General features: G+C 69.4%; 10 protein-coding genes. 4 read left to right on the top strand and 6 right to left on the bottom strand.

The window, feature by feature from the left end; genetic code table 11:
* Positions 1–20: 20 nt before the first annotated feature.
* From WMF46_RS43410 to WMF46_RS43390, 5 genes are all read right to left on the bottom strand, one after another.
* On the bottom strand, positions 21–1,163 hold the full coding sequence (locus WMF46_RS43410; RefSeq protein ID WP_437982587.1) for a non-canonical purine NTP pyrophosphatase: 1,143 nt from the start codon (positions 1,161–1,163) through the stop codon (positions 21–23).
* Entirely contained in the window at positions 1,160–1,864 is a 705-nt protein-coding gene (locus WMF46_RS43405; protein WP_437982586.1) for an RNA ligase family protein, read from the bottom strand. Before WMF46_RS43405 ends, WMF46_RS43410 begins: the two co-directional genes overlap by 4 nt.
* Positions 1,851–2,390 (bottom strand): DUF99 family protein, encoded by a 540-nt coding sequence (locus WMF46_RS43400; RefSeq protein ID WP_437982585.1) that lies wholly within the window; start codon positions 2,388–2,390, stop codon positions 1,851–1,853. Before WMF46_RS43400 ends, WMF46_RS43405 begins: the two co-directional genes overlap by 14 nt.
* A gap of 136 nt (positions 2,391–2,526) precedes the next feature.
* The gene (locus WMF46_RS43395) at positions 2,527–4,437 is read right to left on the bottom strand and encodes an ATP-binding protein (RefSeq protein WP_437982584.1); all 1,911 of its coding nucleotides are present in this window, start codon (positions 4,435–4,437) and stop codon (positions 2,527–2,529) included.
* Between the two features lie 276 nt (positions 4,438–4,713).
* Entirely contained in the window at positions 4,714–5,874 is a 1,161-nt protein-coding gene (locus tag WMF46_RS43390) for a Kelch repeat-containing protein (RefSeq protein ID WP_437982583.1), read from the bottom strand.
* A gap of 564 nt (positions 5,875–6,438) precedes the next feature.
* On the opposite strand from WMF46_RS43390, the gene WMF46_RS43385 reads away from it, so the two are divergent.
* Positions 6,439–10,434, top strand: coding sequence for an RHS repeat-associated core domain-containing protein (locus WMF46_RS43385; RefSeq protein WP_437982582.1), 3,996 nt, complete (start codon positions 6,439–6,441; stop codon positions 10,432–10,434).
* A 102-nt stretch (positions 10,435–10,536) separates the two neighbouring features.
* Positions 10,537–12,174 carry a hypothetical protein gene (locus WMF46_RS43380; protein WP_437982581.1) on the top strand — a complete coding sequence of 546 codons (1,638 nt, stop codon included), beginning with the start codon at positions 10,537–10,539 and terminating at the stop codon, positions 12,172–12,174.
* Positions 12,175–12,295: 121 nt separating this feature from the next.
* Here the strand turns inward: WMF46_RS43380 and WMF46_RS43375 are convergent, their stop codons facing one another.
* Positions 12,296–14,218, bottom strand: coding sequence for a methionine--tRNA ligase (locus WMF46_RS43375; RefSeq protein WP_437982580.1), 1,923 nt, complete (start codon positions 14,216–14,218; stop codon positions 12,296–12,298).
* 701 nt (positions 14,219–14,919) lie between these two features.
* On the opposite strand from WMF46_RS43375, the gene WMF46_RS43370 reads away from it, so the two are divergent.
* Positions 14,920–16,443: a serine/threonine-protein kinase gene (locus tag WMF46_RS43370; RefSeq protein WP_437982579.1), complete on the top strand. Its 1,524-nt coding sequence runs from the start codon at positions 14,920–14,922 to the stop codon at positions 16,441–16,443.
* 138 nt (positions 16,444–16,581) lie between these two features.
* On the top strand, positions 16,582–17,871 hold the full coding sequence (locus WMF46_RS43365) for an Hsp70 family protein (RefSeq protein ID WP_437982578.1): 1,290 nt from the start codon (positions 16,582–16,584) through the stop codon (positions 17,869–17,871).
* Positions 17,872–18,001 lie beyond the last annotated feature (130 nt).

The following is an 18,001-nucleotide window of genomic DNA, read 5'->3' as shown; positions in this document are numbered from 1 at the left end:
GAGCCACGAACGGATCAGGCTCAAGCCATCCACCCCGTGTCCACATCGAGCGCCGAATCATAGACTGTGTACTCACGCGTACGATTGCGCAGCGGCAGACCGAGCCGCGCTGCGAGCGCCAGCACCTGATCGAAGCGCGCGTCGGCCGAGGCCTGCCCCAGGCCCCACGAGCGCAGCGTGACGAAGCGGAGCTCGACGCCGTCCGCGCGCGGCGCGCCGCGCGACAGGTAGGCCCCCAGCTCGGCGAACGCGCGCGACACCTCGGCCTCGCTATCGGGCGAAGGCAGCACGACCTTGGCGTGGTGCTCGAAATAGTTGGTGCGCGGCGCCCGCGCGGCCACATCGTCCGTGAGCGGCAGATCGCGATGCGGGCCGACGGCCTCCACCTTGGTGCGGATGACCTCGAAGCCAGCTTGCGCGAGATCGCGAGCCAGCTGATGTACGACCAGCAGGACCTCCTGCAGCGAGCCGCGGTGGTGCGCTCCCGTCATCGGCTGACGCGGCGTCCGGCCGCGCGGTAGCGAGATAAGCAGCGCCCTTACGCCGAGCGCGTCGCAGGTCCTGGCGAACGCGGCTTCGTCGCAGGCGGCGACGGTCACGTGAGACTCGAACACGCCTTCGAAGCCCGTGCCACGCAGCTCGGCGGCGAGCTCGAGGAAAGGCAAGAGTCGCATATTGACGACATATTTCGAGCTCCGGAGCTCGGCCAACGTGCGCTCGAAGCCGTCCGGGATCCACACAGGGTCCCAGCCGTAGCCCTGCTCGCCGCGCGGTCCCTTCGCGACGCTCCCGGAGTTTTCACCTGCGAAGAGCTTCACGCTGCGGCCGTCCGCCGTGTACGCCACCACCACGCGGGTCACGCCGCGCAGCCCACCGAAGCGAGCGCAGAAAGCGGCGGGCCCGAGCTCTTGCAGCAGCTGCTTCACCTTCGCCCCCGCGAAGGCCTCGCTCGACTCCAGGTACATGCCCGTATTCTCGATGAAGCAAGGTGTCTCGAGCTGCCTGTAGGCGTCGAGCACGCGCGCCGTGGCGATCTCTTCGAGCTTCTCGGAGTCGCCTTTGGCGAGCGTGATGCGGGCGCGTTCGACGTGCAGCCCCGACAGCAGGCGCTTGGCCTCGTCGTGCCGCCAGCCGTTACCGGTGACGAAGGTGACCGTCTTCATGGCTTCCAGTTCCAGACCGCTTCATGCCCTGAATTCTCGGGGAGGAGCGCGCCGTCGATCTTGTCATTGCGCACGTATTTGGCCATGCCGACCACGCGCCCGGCGCGCTCGACCCGCCAAACAGCGCCTTCCGGCGGCTCGATGGCGCCGTGGCCGCCTCTGCCCAGCCGTTCGAGCATGGCCGAGATGCCGAGCGCGCCACCTCGATGCAGGAGCGCCGGACGAGGGAATGCGCCTTGCAATTGCAAACGAGCGTCGAGCTCGTCCAACGTCCATTGTCGGCCCTCATGAAAGGCGTCGAAGACCACGAATGGCTCGTGGGGGAGCTCGTAGCGGGTCGAATGCGCAAGCGCGAGCCATTCGCCGACGAGCCACCCACCGGGGTGGAGCAGCTCGCGAAACGAGGTCGCGCGCTGCTCGACCCAGGCCGCGAACATCTGGCGCCCGGGGTTCTCGGAGCGCGCGGCGAGCGTGCCTTCACGGCCCAGCGCCAGCACGGCGTCGCCGAGGCGCGCGACCGCGACGCAGGAGCCGTCGAGCTTCTCTTGCACGAGCACCTCTTCTCCGGGGCGCGGCGCGACCAGACAGCGCTCGGCAAGCTCGCGCGGAGCGGTGCGGTCGGACGAGCCAGTGCGGGAGCCGGGCAGGTGCGGAATCTTGAAGTAAGCCTTCCGACCGAGTGGGCGTTCAAGCTCGACCACGGCTCACTCCGCGCGTCGTCCCTCCCGCGATGATGTGCGCGAGGCGCAGCGGCTCGGGGATGGCGCCGTGCAACGTGGTCCGTGCGATGAGCTCGCGCCCCTCCTCGAGCGACAAGCCGGCGCGGTGCACCCACAGGCCAGCGCAAGGCTCGATCGGTCCGGCTCGCTCGAGCACGCTCCGCTTCTCACCCGCGCTCTTCACCTGTTCGAGCGCTTCGAGGAACTTCTGCATCTTTGGCCGCTTGCGCATCACGACCATCACCGGCACCCCGAGCTCCTCCGCCAGGGCGTTGATGTCGACGACATTGAACCCCGCCACCGTGATGCCCTGCATCAGCACGCCGCGCACGTGAACCAGCTCGTGCTCTTTCACGAGCTCTGCCATCACCCCGGTGGCGTCGCTGCCATCTTGCTCGACGTGCCCACGCACCACGATGTCCAGCCGCGTCCCCGAACAAACCGTCCCCACGAGCGCGACCTTCCCACCCATCCCCCGCTCGAACGGCGCGTCGTCGAACCCAATCACATTCGAAATTCGTCGGCTGCGCATGACTCGGCGTCGAAGCCCTTACTTTAACCAAATGGCGTGACGGTCAACAGACTGCGAAGGATAGCCCGCTCAAGGCCGTTCCGGCATGTTGGTAATTTTCCTCCAGCGCGCTTCAGCGATCGGCGAGCGGCAAGGTAAACGAGAAGGTGCTCCCGTCGCCGACCCGGCTCTCCACCCAGATTCGCCCACCGTGCGCCTGGACGATCCCCCGCGCGATCGCCAGACCGAGGCCCGTGCCGCGCTGCCCGTTGTTCGGGCGCGTCCAGTACGGGTCGAAGATGCGTGGGAGGTGTTCGGCCGCGATTCCGACACCGGAGTCCCGGACGTGGATCCCCACATCGCCGTCGAGCGCCTCGGCACGCACGCCGATCGCCCCGCCGTCGGGCGTGAACTTGTGCGCATTCCCGAGCAGGTTGGAGAGGACCTGGACTACCCGGTCGCGATCGGCGAGCACCCGCGGCAGATCCGCCGGAACCTCTACGTGCACCGACAACGAGCGGCTGGACGCGCCGAGGCGCACCGCTTCCGTCGCATCCGCCACGAGGTCGGAGACCTCGTGAGGGGCGGGCAGGATCGACAATCGGCGAGCGTCGATGCTCGCCACGTCGAGCAGGTCGGCGATGAGGCGGTTGCTGTGGAGCGCTGCGCGCTCGATCGTCCGTACGCCGTCCCGCCACTTCTCCTCGTCGGCGCGGGACCCGAGCTCCCGCTTCAGCAGGGCCGCCCGGAGCATGATCGTGCTGAGGGGGTTGCGGAGATCGTGGGCCACGATGCCGAGCATCTGCTCGCGCTGCCGGACCGCATCCTGTGCCTCGGCGCGGGCGCGCATCTCCGACTCGAAGAGGCAATTGCGCTCGACCGCCTGAGCGCACTGATCCGCCATCGTGGCGACCAGCTGGCGCATCGCCGGATCGAGGCGGCACGGCCCCTCGATGACGAATACCAGGCCGCCGAGATCCCGACCGTGGATCCGGAGCGGCAGCGCCACGAGGCGTGGCGAGGCCATCGCGGACAGGGTGGGGCTCGGGGCGAAGCGCGTGGCGGCCCCCTCGGCCTCGTCGGGGTCCGGCAGGATGACCAGCTCGCCGCGGTACAGGGCCAGGACGATCGACTGCTCCGGATCGGACGGGATCGCCGAAAAGGGCGACGTCCCGTTGTCGCCGGTCGAGGCCACGAGGCGCAGCCCTCGTGGGTCGTCCGTTCGCAGGTAGGCCCGCGCGCCCTGGGCCCGCAGGATCGCGCCGATCGCGCCGATCGCGACGCAGGCGGACTCTCCGGCGGTGCTCGTGCGGGCGAGCGCGGCCGTGACGGCCTGCAGGTGAGCGAGCTGCTCGCGCGCCTCCTCTGCCTGGATCCGGCTTGCCTCCTCGGCCTCGCGGCGGCGACTTTCCCATGCCGCCTGCAGCTCGCGCTCGATGGTGTAGGCGATGTGCGCCACCAGCGCGAGCCGCTCGGGGCTGCCGGTCGCGACGGACGTGCTGACGTCGATCGCGCCGATGATCGTACCGTCGGGCGCGTGGATCGGCGCGCCGGTGCACGTGCAGTCGTCGAATGCGCTCGCGAAGTGCTCCGGCCCGACGATCGCGACCGGGCGATTGGCGGCAATGGCGGTGCCGGCGCCGTTGGTCCCCATCGCCCGCTCCGACCAGTCGAATCCGGGCAGGAGGCCGAATGTCTGCATCATCGAAGGAGACGTGCCGACCGAGTAAAGGACGATGCCGTCCCCATCGACGACGTAGACGGCCGGCTCCGACGCCCGCAGGAGCGCGGCGGCCCAGTGCAGGTGAGGGATGGCGGCCCGGACCAGGTCGGCGCTCCATTCCAGCCTCCTCGCGAGCTCCTCGTCGTTGATCTGCCGTAAGGGCGGACGAACAGGGTCGACCGCCGCCGCCCGACTGCGCTCCCATGAGTCGAGTACGACGCGGCGCAGCGGGTCGGCGAGATTCAGCTCGCGGACGAAGTCGTTCCACTTGCGGAACCGTTCTTTCGCGACCGTGGCGCCCGGCGTTCCAGCATCCCCCATGGACACCAACCTCGTAACACGAGAGCTGCGCCAAGGCACGAGCCTGCTGACCTGACAACTCGCCGTTCACGTCACCATGCTGCGGAGCGTGCTCGGCGTCGTGCGGCTGCTTGGCCGCATGGTTGTGTTCTCTCGCATGGCTACCGGGGCGCAGGCCCTCTACGTCAGGGAAGATGTCCAGCCCGGCAGTCCGGCCTGTCGAGTTCAGGAAATCGTGACCAGGGCGAGGTCGGAGAATTCGCCTGAGACCGGCGTATTCGAAGCTTTTGGGGAGACTCAGCCGCCGCAGCCGAGGGGGATCGTCAATCTCCACATGTCGTTGAGCAGCACTGGCGCGAACTCCGCGGTCGCTCCCCCGAAGATGTAGAGCTCGTAGGCCGTGGCGGTCCTCCGAGTGAAGTAGAACTGGCCGAACCTCGGGGCCGGCGCGGGTCCCGTCATCGCGGTGTCCACGCGGGTCCAGGTCCCGGTGTGGAGATCGAAGTACCAGACATCGGACAGGGTGGTACCGTCGAACTGGCTGCCCCCGAACAGCCAGATGCGGTCGTTGTGCTCATCGGCGATCAGCTTCGCGTTGTCGCGGTGGCCCGGTCCGGCGGCCTCGTCGAAGACGAGCTGATCCCAGGTCTCCGTGTCGACGTCGAACCACCAGAGGTCGCCGAGGTAGTTCTCCGGCGTGAACAGGCCGGTCCCGTTCACGGCGTCGTTCGTGTATCCCCCATAGACGAGCAGGGCGTTCCAGCCCTGGGAGTAGACGAGCGGATGGTGGGCTCGAGCGCGCGGGGCGGGTGAGCCGGTCGCGACCTGCTTCCAGCCGTTCTTGTAGCGGACCAGGTTGTGCTGGAGGCCGTCAGGGCGGTTGATGAAGGCTGGCAGCGTCGACGACGAGCCCGAGAAGGCGTACGCGACGGTCTTGTGTTTCCCCTTCTTTCGCACGGCGACCGCCTCCGTGGAGCGGTTGGCGCGCCCGATCTCGGCCGCGCTCTGCGCGATCTGCGTCCACCCGTGCACCGGATCGAACCGGAACGTGTCCTGGTGCGTGAGATCGAGCCCGCGCCGGAAAGGACCTCTCCCGCCGGAGACGATCAGCGCGTCCTCCTCGGCGACGCACCACATCATCGACTCGGCCCTGGCGGACGGCCCGCCTGGGTACTGGCCGAGGTCGTACCAGGTCAGCGTGTCGACGTCGAAGGCGCTGAAATCGGCCACGGGCTCGTCATCCGGGTAGGTCCCGTTCAACCCGCCGAAGATGTAGAAGATGCCCTGGTGATAGGCGCTCGCGCCGTCCCAGATGGCGTCGGGGATGGCGCCGCCCTGCGGAATCTCGGTCCAGTAGGGCAAATTCGACTGAGCGGCGCTCGGGCGGATACCGGCGAGCAAGAGCACGAGTGAGAAAGAAGCGATGAGCACGATCCGAAGCAGAACCCTGCATCTCATCCGAGCGACCTCCTTGATCCAGGAAACGGCGGGCGCGCGCCCGGCGCATCGCGAGCGTACAGGAGAAGTATTTCGTCGATGCATGGATAAGTCGCTGATACGGAGGTAGGCGGATCGCGCAAGGTTCTCCATGTTCACCAGCGCGTGCAGCGTTGCTGTACGGTGGGACGGTGATGGCGCGACTCCCTTGGCCGCGCGCGATGCGGCGGCGCAGGGCGCCCCGTGGGGCCGCACCGGGACCGCCCTCGGCGGCGAAACAGGCGAAAGCTATGAAATAGCTACTGTTTCCTGCGGCCACTCGCCATCGACCGGTGTTTCTGGCGGGACGATTCCGCGGGGCGAACCGTCGCGATCCGTCACTTCCCCGGGGATCTGGGGGAGCGTGACGACGGAGCGCACCCCCTTGGGAGGCACGGACCCAACCCGGGCCCAGCGGCCAAGCCGCGGGCTTGGGGAGCTCGCCGTGACCGTGACGTCGCGTCGGGCCACGGCGGTCGCCTTGCTCGCCAGGGCACCCAAGTTCTCGTCTTGACAGGGGTGAGAATCGCTGGGGACCATGCCTGAATGGCGCGCACGGCTCCGGTCCCGAACATCCCGGCGATCCCTGGAATGAACCCTGGCGTCTGGATCATGGGCGGTGGAGGCGGCGGTGGTGGCAAGGGCGGCAGGGGCGGCAGCGGGAATGGAGACGGTCAGGGCGGGAGCGCTAACCATGGCGGCAACAACCCTGACGGCGGCGGCAAGGGGGCCAACGGGTGCGGAAATGGACAGGGGGCCGGCGCTTGCTCCAACCCGGTCCACGGCGGCTCCGGCGGCACCTCCGCCGGCGATCCGGTCGACGTGGTCACCGGCCGCGTCTTCACGCTGCCGACGCTCGACCTCGGTCTGCCCGGTCCGCTGCCGCTCGTAATGCAGCGGCGCTACTCGTCCTCTGCGCGCGATCGCGACATGGGCCTTGGCTTCGGGTGGAGCCACTCGCTCGCCTGGGAAATCGAGCTCTCCAGGCGCGCCGTGCGGATCACGCAGGACGACGGCACCGTGGTGACGGCCCCGCTGCTGGAAGAGGGCGAGACGCGCCCGCTGGTGGGGCGGATCGTGCTGCGTCGCGCGGCCTGGGGATTCGCGCTCACGACCGAGGACGGGCTCACGCTGTTGTTCAACGAGCGCCATCAGCTGGGGTCGCGCTACCGTCTGACCGCGCTCCTCGACCGCAACGAGAACTGCATCGAGCTGGGTTACGATGTCTCTGGCCTCGCGTGGATCCGCGATGGCGTTCAGCGCTTCGTGCGCGTCCGGCGGGAGCGCTCGGGCCGAATCGCCGCCTTTGAGGTGCGCACGGCCACGAGCCCCTCCGGCTGGCACGCCTTCTTCACGTACCGCTATGACGAGCGCGGGGATCTTGTCGAGGCTACGGACGCCGAGGGACATGTGTGCCGGTACGCCTATGACGAGGAGCACCGCCTCGTCACCCACGCATACCGCAGCGGGCTCGTGGTCCACTACCGGTACGACCGTGAGGGACGCTGCATCGAGACCTGGGGTGAATACCCCGCTCAGGAGGACCCAAGCCTCGCGGCCGGGGTGCCTGTGTTCCTCGCGGACGGCGTGACGCGAGCGCGTGGCATATTTCATTGCAAGCTGGAGTTCTCGGGAGACGGCTACTCCGAAGTTGCGGACGCGCTCCGTGTCCGGCGCTTTTTCGGCAACGAGCACGGCAAGGTGGACCGGTCGACATGGGGCGCGGGCGTGCTCTCGCACGAGTATGACTCCCTCGGGAACATCGTCGCTTTTCGGGACGCCATGGGCGCGACGACGCGCTTCGAGCGCGACGCGGCAGGGCGGGTCGCGGCGGTCGTCGATCCGCTCGGCCGTCGGACGCAGTATGCCTTCGACGATCGAGGCGCGCTGACCGAACTCGTGCGCGCGGATGGGAGCGCGCTCCGGTATACGCGCGACGATCTGGGTAATCTTCTCGCGGTCGAGGACCGCCGCGGCGCCATCGTCATGTACGATTACGACGAGCGTGGGCTCGTGAGCGTGGCAACGCTTCCGAACGGGGGAGTGACCCGCTTCGAGCACGACGCGCACGGCAACCGCACGGCCGTGATCGAGCCGAACGGCGCGAAGAAGACGATCTATTACGACGACCTCGGCCGCGCCGTAGCAACCATCGATGCGCTCGGCGCCGTGACGCGCTACGCGTATGATGCGCGCGGCCTGCTGCGCACCGTTTCCGATCCTGCGGGCGGGGTCACCACGTTCGAGTTCGACGCCGAGGGACGGCTGGCGCGGATTGTCGATGCGGCCAGGCGCGTCGGCAGACTCACCTGGGGCGGGCTCAACGTGCTCTGCGAGGTGCAGCACGACGGTGCGGGGCCCATCCGGTACCGCTACAACCGCGAAGGCCACCTCATCGAGGTGCACAACGAGCGCGGGCAGGTTCATCGCTTCGTGCGGAGCCTCGCAGGGCACGTGATCCGCGAGGAGCTGATGGACGGACGCACGCACGACTTCCGGCGCGATCTGTTCGGCCGGCTGACGCAGTGGCGGAGCAGCACCGGCGAGCTGGTCGAATACGAGTACGACGCAGCCGGGCAGTTGATCAAGCGGATCTACGACGACGGGGCGGAGGAGTTTACCTATGACGAGGTGGGGCGGCTGATCGATGCGCGAACACCTGACACGGAGTGCTACCTGACCTATGATGAGCGGGGCTGTCTTGTGAAGGAGGAGCAGATCACGCTCGGCGTCCGCCACACGATTGAAGCGGTCTACGACTCCATGGGGCGGAGGACGCGGCGCGTCAGCTCGCTCGGGTACGTCGAGCACATGCATCGAGACATCATGGGCAAGATCGCGCGGATGGCGCTCGGCCGGGAGGTTGTGGACTTCCACTACGACGCGCTGGGCCGCGAGCGGCAGGCCGTCCTTCCGGGCGGCGGGCGCATTCAGTACGACTTCGATCCGGCCGGTCGCCTCGCTCAGCGGCGCGTCTTCTCCGCGACAGCGCGCGCCGCGGTTGGACCGGGCGAGCCGGAATGGGTTGGACCCATTGCACACGGGGTCGTTTCAGACGCGCAGTATCGTTACTCCCCTGTAGGTCTTCTCGAAGAGGAGCTCGACGCGCGCCTCGGCGCGACGGGATACCGGTACGATCCCATGGGACAGCTCCTCGCCAAGATCCCTGCCCACGGGAGGGCGGAGCTCTTCGGCTTCGACGAGGTCGGCAACCTTAACGCCACCGAGGCCGGCGAGCACGCGTACGATCGCGGTGGTGCCCTGTTGCGGCGGGGGGAGACGGCCTACACCTACGACGAGCGCGCGCGCCTCGTGGAAAAGCGCCTCTCCGACGGAAGCCGCTGGAAGTACACCTGGGATGGACGCGGGCGCCTGGCCTCGGTCGTCGCGCCCGATGGGCGCCTCGTGGAGTTCATTTACGACGCGTTCTGCCGGCGGCTGGCAAAGCGGGTTCGCTCGAGCCAAGGGCAGCTCCTTGCCCTGACTCGCTTCGTTTGGGACGATCAGCGCCTGCTTCACGAGGTGCGTGTGCGCGACGCGTCCCTGGACGTCCCGGTGACCGAGACGCGAACGTACGTTTTCCCGGATGGGAGCTTCGCCCCGCTGGCGCACATCGATGACGGCGGCGCGCCCCGGTTCTACGTGAGCGCGCCGAATGGATTCCCCGATCTTCTCGTGACGTCATCGGGGCAGATCGCGGCCGAGCAGCGGGCGCGCGCGTTCGGCGCGGTGCAGGGAGAGGCCTTCACGCCGCTGCGGTTTCCTGGCCAGTACGCGGATGAAGAGACCGGCCTTTGTTACAACAGGCATCGCTATTACGACCCCGACATTGGCCGCTACATCAGCCCGGATCCCGTCGAAATCGTCCGCCGCTACGGCTTCGCCGACAACTCGCCGCTCAACACGGTGGACCTCGACGGCTTGCAAGCGATGACCACGAACATCCAGCGCTCGCAGATCAACCCGGACGGCAGCCGCACGCCGTTGCCAAACGCGAGCGGTGTGAGCCAAGGCGGGCGCGATCCCGACAATCCGGTCGATATCCACCCCGCGGTCTGGAACAACATGGCGCCGCAGGTGCCCGTTCAGGCCGCAAACGGCTCGACCAACGGGCAATTCCCCCAGGCGACGCGCCACCCGGCGAACTGCTCCGAGCCGGCGGCGCTGAGCGAGCATCTCCATGATTATGAGCGACGCAACAACTTGCCGCGCGGGACATGCGGCTCGGCCAGCGATCCGAACAACCAGCATCTCCGCGGCGCGCTCCGAGAGATCGATGGGATCAGCTCGACGCAGCAGGGCGGCGGAGCGCGAAATGCCTGTCCGAACTGCGGCGTGCTTTTCCGCAACCTCCAGAATCAGGCAAACCAGGGCGCACCGCCGAACGAGCTCGTGGATCTGGTGGGCCGCACCACGCCGGGCATCGACAATCCGAGCCCCGGATGGCAACAAGCGATGAACCAGGGCGCACCGACGAGGAGCGCGAGGAGCCTCATGAACCCACGCAATGCAGCGAACATGCGGGTGCAGATGCCGCGCTGAGGGCCCACCATGGAGATTTCCCCCTTTGCCATCGAGACCCTCGCCCGTCGTGGCATCGTCCGCAGCGAGGCGCGTCGTGCCGGACGCGAACAGCTGGAAAAGTTGCTGCGCCTTCGCGGGCTTCCCACCCACGAGGCGCTGTTCGCCGCCGAGGCTGCGATCGGCGGCTTCGCCGGCTCGGATCGCGCGCGGGACCCGCTGGAGCTCGCGAGCGGCGGTTCCTTCGGTCCCCCCTCGCGAGATTGGTGGGAGATCCTCCTCGGCCCAGCGGCGCTGCTGGAACGCAATATGATGAGGGCGCTGTCTCGCGCCGGCTGTTGGCCCATCGGGATCAGCACGCCTTTCGCAGCATTCGCGGGGCTCGATCCGTACCTGGACGTCTCTCACGACCGCGCGGAACGCGCCCAGGGCATGGTCGATTTCTTCGTGGCCGAGGACGGCACCATCTCGGTCCGAGACTTCTCGAGGAAGGCGGGCGATTTGCTGCTGCCCTATGCGGGGTCCCCCGTGATCCTGGTCGAGAAGCTCGCGCGCTTCCTCGACATCGCGCAGCGCGGCCTCCACCACCTGCGCCTCGAAGCCCGCCCCCGCGCTGGCGCTCGGCTCGCGGAGGCGCTCGGCGCCCGGCTCGTGGCGGCCGCGAGTGACGCCTACCACACGGTCTGGGACGCCGAGGATCTGGTCCTCCTCGACGGGCATCCCTCGGGCGCCGCGCCGGACCGGACGCTCGTCTTCGCCAGGTCGGTCGAGCGGCTCGCCCGGGCGGTCGAAGCGCTCGCGGGCTCGCCGGCGGTCGCGGCGATCGCCTGCGACGAGGTCACCGTAACTCTCCGCGATCCGGGCGAAGCCCCCGCGCCGGCGAGCAGCGGGCTCGTGCCCGTCGGCCTGGACAGGCCCGAGCAACGGGGAGCGCTGCGCATCGAGCGCACCGCATCAGGCGTATCGCTCGTCCAGGAGCGCGACTTCGGCGGGCGTGTGCTCGAGCGCCACGAACTCCCGCCGGCGGGCGACCGCCTCGCGCACACGCGATGGATGCTCGCCGCCGAGGGGTTCCGGGGCGTGCTCACGGACCGCGCGGTGAACGCCCTGCGCGCGCGGGGGGTGCTCCGGGATCCGCAGCGCACCGCCTCGCGCGCCCGCCTCGCGGAGCTGCTCGCGCCTCACGGCGTCGCAGCCAGCGAGCCGCTGCTCGCGTTCGAGCAGCACGCGGGCGGCCTCTGTGTCTCCCGCGACCAGGGCGAGCTCTACTGGCTGGGCCCTGCGCTCGAGCTCGAGGGCGGCGTCCTGCCCCGCGACGGGCTGGTGCCGATCGGCGCCTTCTCCAAGGGCCTGTACTTCATGGCCGCCGACGGAGCGATCGTCGCCGACGACGGGGCGGTGGAGCGCTTCGTCTTCGCCGATTCGTGGCGCATCTTCCTGGAGCGGTTCGCCCTGGGGCACGAGGCTCCGGACGTGATCCCGGGGTGGCCGGCCCGCCATCGCGCGAGCCTCTCCGAGGACGTGGGCGAGGCGCTGGCGCGGGCTCTCGGCGTCCCGCGCGCGCCCGAGCTCAGCGACCGGACGCAGTCGTTCTGGACGAGCGATGACCTGGTGATCTGGTCGACGCCCGCCTACCTCGAGTTCTGCGTGTCCCCCTGCATCCTCTACGCGGACGAACTTGCGGTGATCGAGCAGGCGCTCGCATGGATCCAGGCGAACCATCCTGAGCTGAGCATCGAACGGAGCGAGGCCTCGCGCTGATCGAGCGCCGGCACCGGCAGCCCACCCTGCTCCGGGTGCCCTGCCCGCTCCGGTGGGTGCTGGGTTCCAGCGGCCACTCGCCATCGACCGGCGTTTCTGGCGGGACTTCTGACACGCGGAGCTATTCCTCCGGCACCGGCGGGAAGTAGACCTGCTTGGGACCGATGGCGTGCCCGGCGGGGATGGGGGTGCCGAGCTCCTCGAGGCGGAAGACCTCCGGCGGGAGCCGGAGCGACTCCCGCAGGCGATCCATCGTGGTCGGGACGAACGGGTAGAGCATGATCATCAGGTTCTTGAGCACGTAGAACGAGGAGAAGAGGGCGTCGCGGCGGCCCTCCTCCGGGTGCCGATCGTCGTGCGGCTTGAACTGCGCGAAGAGGCTGTTGATGACGCGCGCGTAGTTCTCGATCTCGAAGAGCAGCGTCGGGTAGTCGGCGCGATCCATCGCGCGCACGTAGCGCTGGACGATGCGCAGGGTGTCCGAGGCGACCTTGTCGAGCAGCGCGCCGTGGGGCACGCGCCCATCGAACTTCGAGTGCGCCGCCGAGATGGGCCGCTCGAACGCCGCGTTGAGCGGCCCGGCGAGGAACCGGTTGCGCTCGTCGAGCTTGGCGAAATCGAAGTTCGACGGCTTCTCCGCGAGGCCGAGCAGCGCCAGGTAATAACGGATCTGGTCCGCTGAATACCCCTTCTCGTCGAGGAGCTGATCGGCGGTGAAGAAGTTACCGCGCGACTTGCTCATCTTGTCGCCCCCGACGAGCAGGTGGAAGCACCCGAGGACGTCGGTGAGCTGCAGCTCGCCGGGCGCCGGCAGCCGGCGCGGATCGGGCTGCGCACCGAGCCACATCGCGCCCTGCATGAGCACGTAGAAGAAGACGTTGTCCTGGCCGAGGAACTGGTAGATCCTGGCCTCCGGATCGCACCAGAAGTCCACGTACCGCGCCGGATCGACGCCCCTCCGGGCGAGCGCGACCTGCGAGAAGGCGATGGGCGCTATCAACGAGTCGGGCCAGACATAGAGCGTCTTGCCGCAGAGCTCCGGATCGAGATCCACCGGCAAGGAGAGCCCCCAGGCGACGTCGCGGGTGATGGCGCGGTGAGCCCAGTCCTCGACGGGCTCGCTGGGGACGCCATGGCGCGCCAGGGCGGCGCGCGCCTCCTCCATCTCCGGCTTGCTGCCGAGCTGCAGCAGGACCTTGCGATCCTGCGTGAACTTCGCCTTGTGCTTCGGCAGCGACGCCTTGATCTCCTTGTACGTCGGGGTGAGCTCGGCCTCGAAGCGGAGCGAAGGCATCACGGTGTTCAGCACGTCCGCGAGCACCGCCGGGCGCCACGCGCCCTGCTTGCCCTGGATCCAGCCCCGGAGCGTCTCGGACACGGCCCACATGTCGAGCCACCAGTGCGCGGTGTCGCGCATCACCGGCGTGGCGTTGCTGAGCGCGCTGCGCGGACTGCCGAGCTCCGAGGGCGAGTGCTGGTGACCGCAGCGATCGCACTCGTCGCTGTACGCGTCTCCGTTGTCGCACTTCGGGTTGGGGCAGCGCCCGCGCACGAAGCGGTCGGGGAGGAAGCACTGGAGCTCCGGATCGAACCACTGGCTGCTCGTGCGCTTCTCCAGCAGGCCGTTGTCGTGCAGGCGCCGGAGGAAGCGGTGCGCGAGCTCCTGCTGAATCGGGAAGCACTCCGGCCGCGAGGTCCCCGAGTAGATATCGAGATCGATGTCATACCGCCGGAGGCTCGAGCGCTGCTTCTCGTGGATGCCGTCGATGAACTCGCGTATCGGCACCCCGGCCTGGCGCGCCGCGATCTGGCTGGCGGAGCCGTGATCATCGGTGCCGCAGACGAAGAGGACGTTCTCGCGGCCGATGACGAGGCCCAGCCACCGCGCGTGGATGTCCGCAGGGACGTGCGCCCCCGCGAGGTGCCCAAGGTGCAACATCCCGTTGGCGTAGGGCATGCCTGCGGTGACGACCGCCCGCCTGGGCCTGCGAACCTGGCGAAGGACCGAGGCGACGTCGGTCGGGGCGCCGTGATAAGATGCCATCGAAGCTCGCTATAACCCAGCGGGCCCATCAGCACAACGCTCGCGCCTCAAGCTTCCTTCGTCGCGCTCGTCACGTTATGCGCGAGCTGAAGCCGCGCCCGCAGAGGGCTCGGGCCCTGCCTGAGCGCCGAGGTGGCCTGCTCCTGAAGCATCCCCTCGAATAGTCCGGGAAAATTCACAGGGAGTCGGGGAGTCGGGGAGTCGGGGAGAAGAAGAAGTTAATCCCATCAATCTCCCCGTCTCCCCGCCTCCCTGTTCAATATTTCTCCAAGAATGCCGAATTGAAGACTTCCACCTTCACGGCGATCAGGCCCGCTCGGATCACGCGCAGATCGCGGCGCGTGTCGTGTGGGCACGGAGCTCCGCTGTCGCTCGCTGGTCCGGGACCACCCGCCCATCGGCGCAGCCAGCGAAAGCGACAGCTCCCCACGGGTGGGCATCGACATGATGAGGCCCGGCCAGGTGGGCCTCCAGCCCATGCCCGCGTGACACCGGGACGCGCCGCGGACGCCGCCAGGCCGCCGCGCGGCAGCCGGCGGACCTCTCCGGCGTCGCCCTGCGCCAGCCCGGGGGCCGATCCGTCGCGCTCGGAACCCGCTTCTCGACTAGACTCGCCGTCGATGGCCGACCTAGCCAGGCAAGCCGCCCCGGACCAGGCACGGCAACAGGTACCCCCGGAGAGGCCCACCCGACGCTGTCCCGTGTGCGGCGTCCGGTACCCGCTCGACTTCCTCGTCTGCCCCATCGACGCGACGGCCCTGGAGCTCCAGGGCGTGACCGCGACCGACCCGATGGTCGGCGAGCTGCTCGCGGGGAGCTTCTGCATCACCGGCGTGATCGGCGCGGGCGGCATGGGCCGCGTGTACGTCGCCGAGCACATCCGCCTGCCGAAGCGCTTCGCCGTCAAGGTGCCGCACGAGCACTTCGCCAGCCACCGGGAGGCGATGGCGCGCTTCGAGCGCGAGGCGCAGACGATCGCGCGCGTGGGCAACGAGCACGTGATCGACGTCGTCGACATCGTCCGCCTCAAGGACGGGCGCCCGTGCATGGTGACCGAGCTGCTCAAGGGCGAGGACCTCGGCGCCTTCCTCGACCAGGTCGGCAAGCTGCCGCTCCCCACCGCCATCACGATCTCGCGCCAGGTCTGCCGCGGCCTGGCCGCGGCCCACGCGACCGGCGTCGTCCACCGCGACCTCAAGCCGTCGAACCTGTTCCTCGTCCGGCGCGAAGGGGGCAGCGTCCACGTGAAGATCCTCGATTTCGGGGTCGCCAAGGTGCTCGACGGCGCCGACCTCACGCGCACCGGCTCGGTGGTCGGCACGCCCCAGTACATGGCGCCGGAGCAGGCGCGCGGCTCGGCCGACGTCGACTCGCGCGCGGACATCTACGCGGTCGGCGCCGTGCTGTACCGCATGCTGACCGGCGAGCGGCCCTTCCCCGAGGAGGAGCCGACGCGGACCATGCTCCGCCTGCTCACCGAGGACCCTCGGCGCCCGCGCGACATCGACAAGACCATCCCCGAGGGGCTCGAGGCGCTGATCCAGCGCGCCATGGCCCGGGCGCGCGAGGACCGGCCGCCGTCCGCTCAGGAGCTCGATCGCCTGCTCGCGGACTTCGATCTGCAGGATCCGCTCGCGCCTTCCCGCGCGCTCGGCGTGGGCGTCGCCGTGACCGAAGGCGCCCCGAACGACGAGCGGGCCACGGTCGTCATCCCGAACGCCCAGGGCCAGACCGCGGACGACGTGACGCGCAAGGCGCGGCGCGCTCGCCCCGTCGCGTCGCTGCTGTCCATCGCCGTGAGCCTCGCCGCGGGCGCGGCCGTCTTCACCAGCGCCGCGATGGTCCTCCGCAGGGTCTACGGCATCACCGAGCGGCGGGCGCTCAGCCAGAGCGAGGTCCTCCTCGCCGCGGGCGCCGCGGGAGCGCTGGCCCTCATCGCCTTCGTCGCCACCCTCCGGGTGCTCGTCGGCCGCTGGCGGAGCGCGCCGGCCATGGAGCGCCTCGGCCACGGCCTGCTGGGCGCGCTCGTGTGGCTGTTCGTCTCGTGCGGCGTCCTCGCGCTCGGCGCCGCCGCCTACAACGCGTTCGCGCTGCCGATCCCCACCCTGGGCCTCGACCCGGCCGAGTGGCTCGGCTGGGTCGACGTCGGGGTGATCGCCGTGCCGACCCTGATCGCGCTCGTCGCGCTCACCGTGGCGCTGCGGCGCGTGACCCGCGTGTCGTAGCAACGCGGGCGGGGCTCGCAAATTCTGGTCATCCCGCGAGCCCGTCACCATTCTTTCATGCATTCGATAGCTTGTAAATAGGTGGCTCTCTCGGCCAGATCCGCGTGCCCGCGAAGCACCCCACGAGGAGGCGAGATCATGTCCGCACGATTCAGGCCCGAGGTGTATGCCGTCGATTTCGGTACCTCCAACTCGCTGCTCTCGGCAGCCAGCGCGGAGGCGACCTGCCCGCCCATCCCGCTCGACGCCGCGGCGGCCGATCCGACCGTCCTCCGGAGCCTCTTGTTCTTCGGGCAGGAGCGGTTCTCCTGCGGCGCGGCGGCGATCAGCGACTTCGTCGCGAACGGCATGCAGGGCCGCTTCATCCGCTCGATCAAGAAATACCTCCCCGATCGCAGCTTCTCCGGCACGCAGATCGGGCACCGGGTCGTGACCATCGAGGACCTGATCGGCCGCTTCCTCCGGGAGATGCGCGAGCAGGCGAACCGCCACTTCGACGCCGACGTCGCGCGCGTCGTGCTGGGCAGGCCGGCGAAGTTCTCGGCCGAGCCGGCCGACGATCGCCTCGCCGAGGAGCGCCTCGAGCGGGCGGCGCGCATCGCGGGCTTCCGCGAGGTCTCGTTCTGCCCCGAGCCGGTCGCCGCCGCGCACGACTTCCACCTGGAGCTCGATCGCGGGGCCGTCGTCCTCGTCGCCGACTTCGGCGGCGGCACCTCCGATTACACGATCGTCCGGATGCGGCCGGAGGGGTTCTCGCCGTCCGACGTGCTGTCGCTCGGCGGCGTCTCGGTCGCGGGAGACGCGCTCGACGGCAGCCTCATGCGCCACAAGATCGCCCGCCACTTCGGCGCGGAGGTCACCTACCGCGTCCCGCTCGGCTCGAACCAGCTGACCATGCCGCGATCCATCGCCGAGAAGCTCTGCTCACCGGCCGACATGACGGTGCTCCAGCACCGCGACGTCCTCACCTTCCTCCGCGACGTGAAGGCGTGGTCGCTCGGGCCCGAGGATCGGCAGCGCATGGACCACCTGCTCTGCCTCGTGGAGGACTCGCTGGCCTTCCGGCTCTTCGAGGAGATCGAGCGCAGCAAGTGCGCGCTGTCCGGCGAGGCGGCCACGGAGTTCCGCTTCGATTACCCGTCGATGCACATCCGCGAGCGCATCGCCCGGGAGGAGTTCGAGGCCGGGAGCGAGCGGCAGATCGACGCCGTCCTCGGAGCGCTCGACCGGACGGTGGCGGACGCGGGCCTGTCGTTCGACGGCATCGACGTCGTGTGCTGCACGGGCGGGACCGCCAGGGTGCCGGCGCTCCGGCGCGGCATCGAGCGGCGCTTCGGCGAGGGCAAGGTGAGGCAGCTGCGGAGCTTCCACTCCGTCGTCCAGGGGCTGGCCGAGCGCGCGCGCAGCATCGCCGCCGCGTCCTGCTGAGCGGGCGCCGGCCCCGCCGGTCGGCGCGGCAGCGTCCGCGGGCGTCGAGGCCTCGCCGGTCGGCGCGGCCTCGCCGTCGAGCCAGCGGGGATCGCCCTCGACGACCCACGGGTACGCCTCGTGGAGCGCG

It is taken from the genome of Sorangium sp. So ce117, from assembly GCF_051524395.1.
GTDB lineage: Bacteria > Myxococcota_A > Polyangia > Polyangiales > Polyangiaceae > Sorangium > Sorangium cellulosum_B.
Note: the sequence above shows the minus strand (reverse complement) of the source record. Positions and strands in the feature narration are given on the sequence as shown.